Here is an 11,960-nt window from a genome sequence, read left to right on the forward strand (position 1 = left end):
GGCCCGGGGTACCACACCCCGGGCCCGGCCCTTTTTCCGCTTGCGCGGGCCGTTTCCCCCTCCCCGCCCCTTCCCGAAACCGGGGGCGGGGCCCCCGGGCCCCCTGAGGCCCATGGCCCTGGCGGGCCGGGCCTTGACTCTTTGCCACTGCGCGGCACACGCCGGTACGGGTCTGACCGCCGCATCGCGGCGGGCAGCCGAGGTCACACAGGCCCCGCACCCAACCGGCGTGCGGCGTCGAACAATTGCGCCCCCGGCCCGTCAGGGCCGAGGTCGTCGGGGGTCCGGGGGCTCCGCCCCCGGTTTCGGGAAGGGGCGGGGTTGGGGAGCAGGCACGCGCAGCGGCCCGCCCCCCGCCGTCAGACCTTGCGCAGGTGGAACGTCAGCGACAGGCCCTCGTCCGTGAACGGCGGGCCGAACGTCGCGTCCGGGGGCGACGGGGTGAAGTCCACCGCCAGGACCTCGTCCGAGATCAGTGACGCGTGGGTCGACAGGGCCGAGTGCGTCTCGGGCGTGGAAGAGGACCAGCGCACCGCGATACGGTCCGCGACGTCCAGGCCGCTGTTCTTGCGGGCCTCCTGGATCAGGCGGATCGCGTCGCGGGCCAGGCCCGCGAGGCGCAGTTCCGGGGTGATCTCCAGGTCCAGCGCCACCGTCGCGCCCGAGTCGGACGCGACCGACCAGCCCTCGCGGGGCGTCTCCGTGATGATCACCTCGTCCGGGGCGAGGGAGACCGGTTCGCCGTCGACCGTGACCGACGCCGTTCCGTCCCGCAGCGCCGCGGACAGCGCCGCCGCGTCCGCGTCGGCGACCGCCTTCGCCACCGCCTGGACCCCCTTGCCGAACCGCTTGCCCAGCGCCCGGAAGTTCGCCTTCGCCGTCGTGTCGACCAGCGAGCCGCCACCCGCCGGGGCGACATCTGCGAGCGACGCCAGCGACGAGACGTTCAGCTCCTCGGTGATCTGCGCGCGCAGTTCCGGCGACAGCGTCTCGAAGCCCGTCGCCGCGACCAGCGCGCGGGACAGCGGCTGGCGCGTCTTCACGCCCGACTCGGCCCGCGTCGCGCGGCCCAGCTCCACCAGCCGCCGTACCAGCGCCATTTGGCGGGACAGCGCGGGGTCGATCGCCGACAGGTCCGCCTCGGGCCAGGACGAGAGGTGTACCGACTCCGGCGCGTCGGGCGTGACCGGGACGACCACGTCCTGCCAGACCCGCTCGGTGATGAACGGGGTGAGGGGCGCCATCAGCCGGGTGACCGTCTCGACGACCTCGTGCAGCGTGCGCAGCGCCGCCTTGTCGCCCTGCCAGAAGCGGCGGCGGGAGCGGCGTACGTACCAGTTGGACAGGTCGTCGACGAACGCCGACAGCAGCTTGCCGATCCGCTGGGTGTCGTACGCGTCCATCGCCTTCGTGCTCTGGTCGACCAGCGCGTGCAGCTCGCTCAGCAGCCAGCGGTCGAGCACGGGCCGCTCGGCCGGCGCCGGGTCGGCCGCGGACGGCGCCCAGCCGGACGTGCGCGCGTACAGCGCCTGGAAGGCGACCGTGTTCCAGTACGTCAGCAGCGTCTTGCGGACGACCTCCTGGATCGTCGTGTCACCGACCCGCCGCGCCGCCCACGGCGAGCCGCCCGCCGCCATGAACCACCGCACCGCGTCCGCTCCGTGCTGGTCCATCAGCGGGATCGGCTGGAGGATGTTGCCCAGGTGCTTGGACATCTTCCGGCCGTCCTCGGCGAGGATGTGCCCGAGGCAGACCACGTTCTCGTAAGAGGACTTGTCGAAGACGAGCGTGCCGATGGCCATCAGCGTGTAGAACCAGCCGCGTGTCTGGTCGATGGCCTCCGAGATGAACTGCGCGGGGTAGCGCTTCTCGAAGAGGTCCTTGTTCTTGTACGGATACCCCCACTGCGCGAACGGCATCGAACCGGAGTCGTACCAGGCGTCGATGACCTCGGGGACGCGCGTCGCGGTCTCCCCGCAGGTCGGGCAGGGGAACGTCACCGCGTCGATGAACGGGCGGTGCGGGTCGAGCGACGACTGGTCCTCGCCGCTCAGCTCGGTGAGTTCGGCGCGCGAGCCCACGCATGTGAGGTGCCCGTCCTCGCAGTGCCAGATGGGCAGCGGGGTGCCCCAGTAGCGGTTGCGGGACAGGGACCAGTCGACGTTGTTGTTCAGCCAGTCGCCGTACCGGCCGTGCTTGACCGAGTCCGGGAACCAGTTGGTCTTCTCGTTCTCCTCAAGGAGGCGGTCCTTGACGGCGGTTGTCCGGATGTACCAGGACGGCTGCGCGTAGTAGAGCAGGGCCGTGTGGCAGCGCCAGCAGTGCGGATAGCTGTGCTCGTACGGGACATGACGGAACAGCAGCCCGCGCGCGGCCAGGTCGGCGGTGAGCGCCTCGTCGGCCTTCTTGAAGAAGACGCCGCCGACCAGCGGCACGTCCGCCTCGAACGTGCCGTCGGGGCGGACCGGGTTGACCACCGGGAGGCCGTACGCCTTGCAGACCACCAGGTCGTCCGCGCCGAACGCGGGGGACTGGTGGACCAGACCCGTACCGTCCTCCGTCGTCACGTACTCCGCGTTGACGACGTAGTGCGCCTCCGAGCCCTCGGGGAACTCGATGAGCGAGAACGGGCGCTCGTACGTCCAGCGCTCCATCTCGCGGCCCGTGAACCGCTCGCCGGTCAGCTCCCAGCCGTCCTCGCCGAGTGCCTTCTCCAGCAGCGGCTCGGCGACGACGAGCTTCTCGGTGCCGTTCGTCGCGACGACGTACGTGACGTCGGGGTGCGCGGCCACCGCCGTGTTGGACACCAGGGTCCAGGGCGTGGTCGTCCAGACCAGGAGGGCCGCGTCGCCCGCCAGCGGTCCGGAGGTCAGCGGGAAGCGGACGAAGACGGACGGGTCGACGATCGTCTCGTAGCCCTGCGCCAGTTCGTGGTCGGAGAGGCTCGTCTGGTCACGCGGGCACCAGGGGGCGACGCGGTGGTCCTGGACGAGCAGGCCCTTGTTGAAGATCTCCTTCAGCGACCACCAGACGGACTCGATGTACTCCGGGTTCATCGTCTGGTACGCGTCGTCCAGATCGACCCAGTAGCCCATGCGGGTCGTCAGCTCGGTGAAGGCGTCGGTGTGCCGGGTCACCGACTCGCGGCACTTCTCGTTGAACTCCGCGATGCCGTACTTCTCGATGTCCTGCTTGCCGGCGAAGCCGAGTTCCTTCTCGACGGCGATCTCCACGGGCAGGCCGTGACAGTCCCAGCCGGCCTTGCGCGCGACGTGGTAGCCGCGCATCGTACGGAAGCGCGGGAAGACGTCCTTGAAGACGCGGGCCTCGATGTGATGCGCGCCGGGCATGCCGTTTGCGGTCGGCGGGCCTTCGTAGAAGACCCACTCGGGGCGGCCCTCGGACTGCGCCAGGCTCTTGTCGAAGACCTTGTTCTCGCGCCAGAACCTGAGCACGGCGTGTTCGAGCGCGGGCAGGTCGACCTGGGCGGGCACCTGGCTGTACTGCGGTGGCGTCATGGGCTGAAACTCCTCCAACGGAACTGCGGCATCTCCGTCGGAGGGACGAGAGCCTGCGGCTCCCGCGGTACCACCCTCCTTGGCCCCGGGCGTCGCCGCCCTCGGCCCCCTCATTGGGGTCGCGCTGCCGGGTCTACGGCCCCGCGTACTGCCAGGGCTTTCTTCCGGCGGCTCCGGGGTGATGCTTCGCTCCGCGCCGTGCCCCCGGGCTCGCACCGTCCCCGGGTCGCTCATGGCCGCTCTCGGAGCTACTCGTCCCCATCCACGCCTCTCGCTGGGGCCAGTGTACGGCGCGACGACAGGCGTGGCCGACCGTTTTTCCGGGCCGCGGCGGGGCCGGCGCGGGTCCGGCGCGGGGCCCGCGCGCGCCGCCGGGGCCGTCCGCGGGGCGGGAGCGCGGCCTGTGCGGCGTACGGCCCCGCCGCTGACCCGAATGGTCCGGCGGGCCCCGCGGACTTCCCCGAGCGGCCCCCGCGGCGGATTACCCGGCGGGGAGCTGGGCACAACCGATGGAGGCTCGCCTTGTCACCGGCGGAGGCGGGTCCCACCGGCGGCGTGCCCCGTTGCCGCGTGGCTGGTGTCGATTTATCGTCCCAGCACGACTCGCGTGCAAGATCACAAAATGTGAAGGGGCCGCGGCATGGTGGCGAAGAAGACCGCCGCGAAGAAGACAGCGGCCAAGAAAGCGGCTGTGAAGAAGTCAGCGACCAAGAAGGCCGCTGCCAAGAAGACGTCGGCGACGAACGCACCGGAGCGAGAGACACCGGCGACGCACGCACCGGCCGCGGAGGAGACCGCCGCGGCCGAGCCGGAGCACCAGGCACCTGCGAAGAAGACCGCGGCCAGGAAGACGGCGCCTCCTAAGAAGGCAGCCGCCAAGAAGGCCGCGAAAAAGGCCGCGTCCGCGGCCGTGGGGGCGGCCGAGGCCGCGGAACAGACGGGAGCCAAGACGGTGGCAGCGAAGAAGACAGCGGGTAAGAGGGCGGCGGCCACGGGCGGCACGGCGACCGCGGTGCCCCCGGCGCGCGGCGTCACACAGGCCGGGGAACTGGCCGTACGGCCCGGCGAGGATCCGTGGACGGAGGCGGAGGTCGCCGAGGCGCGGGCCGGCCTGGAGAGTGAGGCGGCCCGGCTGAACGCCGAGATCGCCTCCTCCGAGCAGGCGCTCGTCGGACTGATGCGGGACTCCGGCGACGGCGCGGGCGACGACGACGCCGACACCGGCACCAAGAACATCACCCGCGAACACGAGATGTCCCTCGCCGCGAACGCCCGCGAGATGGTCGAGCAGACGGAGCGGGCGCTGTTGCGCCTCGACGCCGGTACGTACGGCCTCTGCGAGGTCTGCGGCAAGCCGATCGGCAAGGCCAGGATGCAGGCGTTCCCGCGGGCCACGCTGTGTGTCGAGGACAAGCAGAAGCAGGAAAGGCGCGGCTGAGACCGTACGTGTGTGCCGTACCCTCGTCCCTAGTCGGGATCTAACTTGAGGGACTCACGTGGCAGAGGCGGAGCGCGTCATCGGTACGCCAGATGTTGACGACGAGGGCGCGGCTCCCGCCGAGCCGGTCCGGGGAAAGCGCAAGATCGTCGCGCTCTTCTCCGTGGCGCTGGTCGCCTATCTGCTCGACCTCGGCACCAAGATGCTCGTGGTGGCGAAACTGGAGCACCACGAGCCCATCGAGGTCATCGGTGATCTGCTGAAGTTCGAGGCGGTGCGCAACGCGGGCGCGGCCTTCGGTATCGGCGAGGCGTACACCGTCTTCTTCACGTTCGTCGCGGCGGCCGTGATCGTGGTGATCGCGCGACTGGCCCGCAAGCTCTACAGCGGGCCGTGGGCCGTCGCGCTCGGTCTGCTGCTCGGCGGGGCGCTCGGCAATCTCACCGACCGGATCTTCCGTGAGCCGGGCGTGTTCAAGGGCGCCGTCGTGGACTTCATCGCGCCGGCGAACTTCGCGGTGTTCAACCTCGCCGACTCCGCGATCGTCTGCGGCGGCTTCCTGATCGTGATCCTGTCCTTCCGCGGGCTCGACCCCGACGGGACCGTCCACCGCGACTGACGCCCTCCCCAGGGGCCGTGCCCGCTGTCCGTGGGCGGTCAAGCGGTGCGGGCAAGGCATACTCGACGGGTGAGCACCGTTCCCGATATCCGCACCCTGCCCGTTCCCGATGGCCTTGAGGGCGAGCGTGTCGACGCCGCCATCGCCCGCATGTTCGGGTTTTCCCGTACGAAGGCGGCCGAGCTGGCCGCCGCCGGGAAGGTGCAGGTCGACGGCGCTGTGGTCGCCAAGTCCGAACGGGTGCGTGGCGGCGCCTGGCTGGAAGTGGAGATGCCCGAGCCCGCCGCCCCCGTGCGCGTCGTGGCCGAGCCGGTCGAGGGCATGGAGATCGTGTACGACGACGACGACATCGTCGTGGTCGTCAAGCCCGTCGGCGTGGCAGCGCACCCGAGCCCCGGCTGGACGGGCACGACCGTCATCGGCGGTCTCGCCGCCGCCGGCTACCGCGTCTCGACGTCCGGCGCCGCCGAGCGGCAGGGCGTCGTGCACCGGCTGGACGTCGGCACGTCCGGGCTGATGGCCGTGGCCAAGTCGGAGCGCGCGTACACCTCGCTCAAGGCGCAGTTCAAGGAGCGGATCGTCGACAAGCGCTACCACGCGCTGGTGCAGGGCCATCCGGACCCGATGAGCGGCACCATCGACGCCCCGATCGGGCGGCACCCGAATCACGACTACAAGTTCGCCGTGACCGCCGAGGGCAAGCCGTCGGTCACGCACTACGACCTGATCGAGGCCTTCCGCTCCGCCTCGCTGCTGGACATCAAGCTGGAGACGGGTCGCACCCACCAGATCCGGGTGCACATGGCGGCCCACCGCCACCCGTGCGTGGGCGACCTGACGTACGGCGCCGACCCGACGCTGGCCAAGCGGCTGGGGCTGACCCGGCAGTGGCTGCACGCGATGAAGCTGGGGTTCGAGCACCCGTCGGACGGCCGCTGGGTGGAGTTCGAGAGCACCTACCCGGACGATCTGCAGAACGCGCTGGACAAGGTGCGCGCCGAGAGCAACGTATGACCGCCGGCGCGGGGGAGACCCGGGCCGGCGCGGGGCTCGACGGTGTGGCGTACGAGATCCGGTCCGCCACGGGCGCGGCCGACCGTGAGGCCTGCTTCGTGGTCCGCAGGCGGGTGTTCGTCGTGGAGCAACAGGTGCCCGCCGACCTGGAGTTCGACGCCCACGACGCCCTGGACGCGGCCGCCGCGCATGTGCTCGCGGTGCGCGACGACGGGCTGCCGCTCGGTACGTCGAGACTGCTCCACGGGCCGGAGGCGGCGGACCGGACCGACGGCGATCCGACGGTGGGCGCGCTCGGCCGGCTCGCGGTGGTCGAGGAGGCGCGCGGTCTTCGGATCGGTGTCGCGCTGGTGAGGGCCGTCGAGGAGCTGGCGCGGGAGCGCGGGCTGCTCGTGGTGGATCTGCACGCGCAGACGCGGGCGCTGGGGTTCTACGAGCGGCTGGGCTACGAGGCGTACGGCGCGGAGTACGACTCGGTGGGGATCCCGCACCGGGGGATGCGGCGCGTGCTGTAGCGGGGCCGGGGGGAGGCCGGGGATGTGAGGTGGCGGGGGCGGGCGGATGGACATGGGTAGCCTCTGCGGGCGAATCGTTAGGAAACTTTCCCAACACTCTTGACGGTGATTGGAAAGAACCTTAACTTTCACTCACTTGCTGTCATGCCTCTGACAGTCGCTCTCCCGTACCGGACCCCACCCGAAGGGAGCACCACCCCATGTCCAAGTCCCCCGCCTCCCCCGCCCGAGGACGCCGCGGTCGTAAGGCACTCCTCGCCCTTTCCGCGCTCGGCGTCGTCACCGCCATGCTGTCCCCCGTACAAGCGGGCGCGGCCACCGCACCGACAGGCACCGCCGGACCCACCGGCGTCGCCTCCCCGATCAGCGACAACGGCCAGCTCAAGGTCTGCGGCACCAAGCTCTGTAACAGCCAGGGCCAGGCCGTCCAGTTGCGCGGCATGAGCACGCACGGCACCCAGTGGTACTCCCAGTGCGTCACCGACGGCTCGCTCGACGTCCTCGCGAACGAGTGGCAGGCCGACGTGCTGCGCGTCTCCACGTACGTGCAGGAGGGCGGCTACCAGACCGACCCGGCGCGCTTCACCTCGCTCGCCCAGAAGTTCGTGGACGGCGCGAACAAGCGCGGGATGTACGCGGTGATCGACTGGCACATGCTCAGCCCCGGTGACCCCAACTTCAACCTCGAACGGGCGAAGACCTTCTTCACCGCCATGGCGAAGAAGTACAAGGACAGCCCCGGCGTCCTCTACGAGATCGCCAACGAGCCGTCCGACGTGAGCTGGTCGACCGTCAAGTCGTACGCCGAGAAGATCATTCCGGTCATCCGAGCCCAGGACCCCGACGCGGTCGTCCTCGTCGGCACCCGCGCCTGGTCCTCGTTCGGCGTCTCCGACGGCGCCGACGAGAAGGAGGTCGTGAACAACCCCGTCAAGGCCTCCAACATCATGTACACCTTCCACTTCTACGCGGCGTCGCACCGGGACGAATACCTGTCGGCGCTCGACCGGGCGTCGGACAAACTGCCCGTCTTCGTCACGGAGTTCGGCACCCAGAACTACGCGGGCGAGGGCGCCAACGACTTCACCCAGTCGAAGCGCTTCCTCGACCTGATGAAGCGGAAGAACATCTCCTGGACCAACTGGAACTACTCCGACGACAACCGCTCCGGAGCCGTCTTCAAGGAAGGCTCCTGCAACTCCGGGAAGTTCTCGGGCACCGGCGTGCTCAAGGAGGCCGGGGTCTGGATCCGGGACCGGATCCGCGAGTAGTCGCCGGCGCGCACCGGCGAAACGTCTCCTCGCGGTCCGGAAGCGGGCCGCGAGGAGCAGCGCCTCGGGTGGATTCGCCGGTGGCCGTGGCAGGGTTGAGGGGCCTTGATCGTCAGGGCTCACGACTCCGGAGGGCGCCCCGTGGCCCAGTTGGCGCTGCTGCTCGTGCTGTTGCTGGGCGCCGTGGTGACGGTGCCGCTCGGGGAGCGGCTCAACCTGCCGTCGCCCGTGCTGATGACCATCCTCGGGATCGTCCTGGCGCTGCTGCCCTTCGTACCGAACATCGACGTGCCGCCGGACCTGATCCTTCCGCTGCTGCTGCCGCCCCTGCTGTACGCGGCCGTACAGCGCACCTCCTGGCGGCAGTTCACCGCCAATCTGCGGCCGATCTTCCTGCTCGCCGTGGCGCTGGTCTTCGTCACCATGGCGGCGGTGGCGAGCGTGGCCAACTCCGTCGTCCCCGGACTCCCGCTCGCCGCCGCGTTCGTCCTCGGCGCGCTCGTCGCACCGCCCGACCCGGTCGCCGCGACCGCCGTCGCCGGGTCCCTGGGACTGCCCCGCCGGCTCGTCTCCATCCTGGAGGGCGAGGGGCTGTTCAACGACGTCACGGCGATCGTGCTCTACCACGTGGCCATCGCCGCGGTGGTCAGCGGCACCTTCTCCTGGCCGAGCGCGGCCGGGACGCTGGTGCTCTCCGCCGTGGTCGCCGTCATCGTGGGAGTCGCGCTCGCCTGGCTCTCCAACAAGCTCATGGCACTGCTCGGCGACGCGCCCCTCCAGGTCGGCCTGAGCCTGCTGGTGCCGTTCGTCAGCTACGTACTCGCGGAGGAACTGCACGGCTCCGGCGTCCTCGCCGTCCTGACCACCGCGCTCTTCCTCGCCGAACACACCGCCGACGCCGACGACGTGATGGGACGGCTCGCCGGGAACACCTTCTGGGAGATCGTCGACATCCTCATCACCGGCATCGCCTTTGGCCTCATCGGGCTCGAACTGCACAACGCCTTCGGCCGGGCGGAGGGCCACCTGGGGTCCACACTCGGCTGGTCGGCCGCGGTCGTCGGGGTCGTCGTCGGCGTACGGCTGCTCTGGCTGCTCCCCGCCGTGTGGGTCACCAAACGGCTGCACAAAATCCGGGACTACGACGAGGAGATCCCGGTCAGCTGGCGCGAGACCGTCGTCATGTGGTGGGCCGGGATGCGCGGGGTGGCCTCGGTCGCGCTGGCACTGGCCATCCCCCTGGAGACCGACGACGGGACGCCCTTCCCCGGCCGTGACGTGATCATCTTCATCGCCTTCGCCGTCATCATGACGACGCTCGTCTTCCAGGGGCTCACCCTGCCGTGGCTGGTGAAGCGCCTCGGCGTACGCGCCGACACCGAGGCCGAACGCGGCTTCGAGCACGAGCTGGCGGTGCGCGCCGCGAGAGCGGCCAAGCGCCGCCTCAAGGAGATCGAGGAGGTCGAGGACCTGCCCGAGGAGCTGAGCGAGCGGCTGGCGCGCGGTGCGTTCGACATCGGGGCGAGGATCAGCCCGGACGTGGTGGACGACGAGCGGCGCGACTGGTTCGCCAAGCGCAGCCAACGGGTCAAGACCATGCAGCGGATCCAGCGCGAGATGATGTCGGCGGCCCGGCACGAGGTGCTCGCGGCGCGCAGCGAACCGAACGCGAACCCGGAAGTGGTGGACCGGGTGCTCAGATATCTGGACGTACGCAGCATGCGGTGACGTCGGCCGCTTCGGTGCTTCGGTGCTTCGGCGTTTCGGCCTTGCGTCTCTTCGGCCCGGCGTCTCTTCGGCCGCCGGTCAGCCGCGGCCGGTGCGCGGGTCGCCGTCGGCGTTCTCGGTGATCGCCGGATCGGGCGTGTGGTTCGGTGCGACGTACCCCACGGCGCCGTTCGGCCCGCCGGCCGGGAGCACCGCGGCCTGGGTGGTCGCGATGCGCGGCAGCGCGTACGGATGCTCCTCGGCCAGCCACGCGATCAGCTGCTCCCGCACGGCACAGCGCGCCGTCCAGATGTCGTCCGCGTCCTTCGCCGTGACGACGGCCCGCACCTCGATGGTGCTCGGGGTGGTGTCCGTGACGGCCAGACTCCAGTCCCGGCCGTCCCAGGCCGCGCAGTCCCGCAGGATCTCGTGCAGCTTCTCGCGCATCAGCCCCACCGGCGCCGAGTGGTCGAGCTGGAGGAAGACCGTGCCGGTCATCTGGACCCCGCCGCGCGACCAGTTCTCGAACGGCTTGCTCGTGAAGTACGACACCGGCATCGTTATCCGGCGCTCGTCCCACGTGCGTACGGCGAGGAAGGTGAGCGTGACCTCCTCGACCACACCCCATTCGCCGTCCACCACGACCGTGTCGCCGATCCGCACCATGTCGCCGAAGGCGATCTGGAAGCCGGCGAAGAGATTGCCGAGCGTGGACTGCGCGGCGACACCGGCGACGATGCCGATGATGCCCGCGGAGGCGAGCATCGACGTACCGATCGTCTTCATGCTGGGGAAGGTGAGCAGGATCGCGGCGACCGCCACCACGATGACCACCGCCGTCACGATCCGCATGATCAGCGTCACCTGCGTACGGACCCGGCGGACCTTCGCCCGGTCGCGGGCCGATGTCGCGTAGCGGGCGTACGTCGACTCCACGGTGGCCGACACGATGCGTACGACCAGCCAGGCGCCGGCCCCGATCAGGATCAGCGTCAGCGCGCGGCCGATACCGGACCGGTGGTTCTCGACGACCCACCAACCGGTCTCGCGGTAGGTGGCGCGCAGCAGGGCGGTGAGGACGACGACCTGGAGCGGCAGCCGGCAGCGCCGCAGCAGTCCCCACAGCGGGGTTTCCGGGTGCCGGGCGTCCGCGCGGCGCAGCAGCAGGTCGACGACCCAGCCGAGCAGCAGCGTCAGGACGACTGCGCCACCCAGCACGGTCAACGGTCGCAGTACGTTCTCCATGGCTCCGGATTCGGACGAGGGGGCCCACCTGGCAGGATGGGCGGATGGACGTCGTTCTCTTTCATTCCTTCTACGGGCTGCGCCCGGCGGTGCACGCGGGGGCCGAACGGCTGCGCGCTGCCGGACACCACGTGCACGTGCCCGACCTCTTCGAGGGCCAAACCGTCGAAACCTCGGAGGAGGGCAGGGACCTCAAGGACAAGATCGGCTCCGACGAGCTGCTGAGGCGCGCCGTCCTCGCCGTGGCGCCCTACTCGGAGCGCGGTCTGGTGTACGCGGGATTCTCCTTCGGAGGGTCCGTCGCGCAGACGCTGGCGCTGGGGGACTCGAAGGCCCGCGGGCTGCTGCTGATGCACGGCACGTCGGACATCGCCGAGAACGCGTCGGTGGACGACCTGCCCGTACAACTGCATGTCGCCGACCCGGACGTGTCCGAGCCGCACGACTGGCTGAACGCCTGGTATCTGCGGATGCGGGAGGTCGGGGCGGACGTGGAGATCTACCGGTACCGGGGTGTGGGGCACCTGTACACCGACCCGGGCCTGCCGGACTACGACGAGACGGCCGCCGAGCAGACCTGGCGCACGGGGCTGGCCTTCATCGAGTCGCTGGGCGATCAGTCGTAGATCTCTG

Annotated in this window: 9 protein-coding genes; 7 read left to right on the top strand and 2 right to left on the bottom strand. The window is 70.4% G+C overall.

Annotated features, from left to right (window positions below; genetic code table 11):
- Nucleotides 1-359 precede the first annotated feature (359 nt).
- Complete coding sequence (ileS, locus tag ACFT9I_RS27390) at nucleotides 360-3,518, bottom strand: isoleucine--tRNA ligase (protein WP_382568490.1); 3,159 nt, start codon at nucleotides 3,516-3,518, stop codon at nucleotides 360-362.
- Between the two features lie 640 nt (nucleotides 3,519-4,158).
- Here ileS and ACFT9I_RS27395 point away from each other — a divergent pair.
- The 6 genes from ACFT9I_RS27395 to ACFT9I_RS27420 all read left to right on the top strand — a co-directional run bounded on the left by ACFT9I_RS27395 (nucleotide 4,159) and on the right by ACFT9I_RS27420 (nucleotide 10,103).
- On the top strand, nucleotides 4,159-4,956 hold the full coding sequence (locus tag ACFT9I_RS27395) for a TraR/DksA family transcriptional regulator (protein ID WP_382568492.1): 798 nt from the start codon (nucleotides 4,159-4,161) through the stop codon (nucleotides 4,954-4,956).
- Nucleotides 4,957-5,014: 58 nt separating this feature from the next.
- Complete coding sequence (gene lspA / locus ACFT9I_RS27400) at nucleotides 5,015-5,575, top strand: signal peptidase II (protein ID WP_382568494.1); 561 nt, start codon at nucleotides 5,015-5,017, stop codon at nucleotides 5,573-5,575.
- A gap of 69 nt (nucleotides 5,576-5,644) precedes the next feature.
- Nucleotides 5,645-6,589: an RluA family pseudouridine synthase gene (locus ACFT9I_RS27405; RefSeq protein ID WP_382568496.1), complete on the top strand. Its 945-nt coding sequence runs from the start codon at nucleotides 5,645-5,647 to the stop codon at nucleotides 6,587-6,589.
- On the top strand, nucleotides 6,586-7,104 hold the full coding sequence (locus ACFT9I_RS27410; protein WP_382568498.1) for a GNAT family N-acetyltransferase: 519 nt from the start codon (nucleotides 6,586-6,588) through the stop codon (nucleotides 7,102-7,104). The genes ACFT9I_RS27405 and ACFT9I_RS27410 overlap by 4 nt, the downstream gene beginning before the upstream one ends.
- A 200-nt stretch (nucleotides 7,105-7,304) precedes the next feature.
- Nucleotides 7,305-8,375, top strand: coding sequence for a glycoside hydrolase family 5 protein (locus ACFT9I_RS27415; RefSeq protein ID WP_382568500.1), 1,071 nt, complete (start codon nucleotides 7,305-7,307; stop codon nucleotides 8,373-8,375).
- A 141-nt stretch (nucleotides 8,376-8,516) separates the two neighbouring features.
- Complete coding sequence (locus ACFT9I_RS27420; RefSeq protein WP_382568502.1) at nucleotides 8,517-10,103, top strand: Na+/H+ antiporter; 1,587 nt, start codon at nucleotides 8,517-8,519, stop codon at nucleotides 10,101-10,103.
- Nucleotides 10,104-10,181: 78 nt separating this feature from the next.
- Here ACFT9I_RS27420 and ACFT9I_RS27425 read toward each other — a convergent pair whose 3' ends face one another.
- Nucleotides 10,182-11,327 (bottom strand): mechanosensitive ion channel family protein, encoded by a 1,146-nt coding sequence (locus ACFT9I_RS27425; RefSeq protein ID WP_382568504.1) that lies wholly within the window; start codon nucleotides 11,325-11,327, stop codon nucleotides 10,182-10,184.
- A 44-nt stretch (nucleotides 11,328-11,371) separates the two neighbouring features.
- Between ACFT9I_RS27425 and ACFT9I_RS27430 the strand changes: the two genes are divergently transcribed.
- Nucleotides 11,372-11,953, top strand: a complete 582-nt coding sequence (locus ACFT9I_RS27430) for a dienelactone hydrolase family protein (protein WP_382568506.1) — start codon at nucleotides 11,372-11,374, stop codon at nucleotides 11,951-11,953.
- The last annotated feature ends 7 nt before the right edge of the window (nucleotides 11,954-11,960 follow it).

The sequence above is a fragment of the Streptomyces sp. NPDC057137 genome, from assembly GCF_042670825.1.
Classification (GTDB): Bacteria; Actinomycetota; Actinomycetes; order Streptomycetales; family Streptomycetaceae; genus Streptomyces.